The organism is Actinocrinis sp. (assembly GCF_035938995.1).
In the GTDB taxonomy this organism is placed as follows: domain Bacteria; phylum Actinomycetota; class Actinomycetes; order Streptomycetales; family Catenulisporaceae; genus DASZGI01.
Window position 1 is genome coordinate 1 of sequence record NZ_DASZGI010000012.1, and the last position, 1,640, is coordinate 1,640.

General features: G+C 67.0%; 2 protein-coding genes. One reads left to right on the top strand and one right to left on the bottom strand.

From position 1 onward, the window contains the following. The first annotated feature begins 776 nt into the window (after window positions 1-776). On the top strand, window positions 777-944 hold the full coding sequence (locus VGZ32_RS00670; RefSeq protein WP_326883760.1) for a hypothetical protein: 168 nt from the start codon (window positions 777-779) through the stop codon (window positions 942-944). 82 nt (window positions 945-1,026) lie between these two features. On the opposite strand, the gene VGZ32_RS00675 is transcribed toward VGZ32_RS00670, so the two are convergent. Then, window positions 1,027-1,605, bottom strand: coding sequence for a dihydrofolate reductase family protein (locus tag VGZ32_RS00675; RefSeq protein ID WP_349263435.1), 579 nt, complete (start codon window positions 1,603-1,605; stop codon window positions 1,027-1,029). Window positions 1,606-1,640: the final 35 nt, after the last annotated feature.

Below are 1,640 nucleotides of genomic sequence, written 5' to 3' on the forward strand. Positions count from 1 at the left end.
CGGCAGCCTTCATTCATCCCATGCAGTGGTAGTCCCGAGAAGCGGGACCATCCCAGACCGGACACGAGGCCGCCTCGCCGTACCCGCACGGCCATACTCGCGCTCGACACGATCCACCGGCACACCCGCACGATGCAGAGGCGGGGCATCAAGATCCTGTGATAGCGGGCACTCCACATCTGACTCGGGAGCGTGTCGAAGAAGAGAGACAGGCCCCGGCATCCGGAGCGTGATCGACGTGTACCTGTTGCTGATGCACGCGATCATCACGGTGCGTGGGCTTATCCGCCGAACGTGGATCCTCTATCTCTGGGCCAGCGACCACCATTCGGCGCAGGATTCGAGTCTTCGTTCAACGGGTTCAGTCTGTGTCTTTTTCAACACACTCTCGGGCAGAAAGGGCCGGACACGCGTGCGTAGGGCGCATCCGGCTCGATCGCCCCCGCGCAGTTCATGTCGCGATCTTGGGGCGAGTAGACGCGGACAGGACGGGAGGAGTGGAACGTCCCGCTGTGGCGGCAGCCGATCGAGCTGTTCGACGCGATGTTCGCCGGCGGCGTCCGGGCCTGCTATGTCGCGCTGGCACACTGCGCACCGCTGCTGATCGCCACTGCCGGCGGCGCCGTGGTGAGCGTCTGCGTCACGGTCACAGATACCGGCAGCTGATCTTCGGCGCGGCGTACGCGGCGGCCGAGTGCGCCGACGAGCGCCTGCCCTGGCCGCGGCCAGCCAGCTTCGAGCGCACGGTCGCCTCGGTCGCACGGCATCCGGGACTCATGCGCACGGCAGGCGTCATGCGGTTCGCCGAGCATCTCGGCCTCGAGGGCTCCCAATCGCCCGAGGGCGTCGGACGCGCCATAGCCGCCCTGATGCGCGATCCCCACCTCGCGGACCTCACCGGCCAGATCCTGGACGTCGCCGAACGCCGACCGCTACGAGGGTGACGTCATTCATTGGGCCGACCGAGCGCCACCAATCGGGCCACCGACCGCACGTTGATCAACAGGGGTTTAACAGCAGCTGGGCTCAGGCATGCAGGGTGGGCCGGTAGACGAGCTCTTGGGTGTGGCCGTCGAGCGTGCGGCTCTCGATCAGCTCGAGGTCGAAGTCGGCCGCACCCTGGAAGATCGGGTCCAGCCCGGTCTGACCGGTGATCACGGGGAAGAGTGTGACCTGGACGCGGTCGACCAGGCCGGCGGCCATCAGCGCCCGGTTCATCGACAGGCTGCCGTGTGAGCGCAGCGGTACCTCGGACTGCTGCTTGAGCCGGGCGACGACGTCGACGGCGTCGCCGCTCACAACGGTCGCGTCCGGCCAGTCGAGCGGTGCTTGCAGTGTGCTCGAGACCACCGTTGCCGGCAGGTTCCGCATCCGGGTGACCCATGGGTCACGCACCTCGGACTCCTGGGTGCTCGAGGCCAGCATCCGTGCGAACGCCCGATACGTGGTGGCCCCCAAGACCATCCGCTGCTCTTGGTCGTACAGGGCGAGGCGGTGCTCAAGCAGTTCGGGGCCCTGCTTGCCCCAGTAGCCGGTCCAGTTGCCCCCGGCGGCGCCGAAGCCGTCGAGGCTGGAAAAGACGTCGAAGGTGTAGGTAGCGGTCATGATGCCCTTCTCGAGTGCGGTTGATCGGGTGTGAC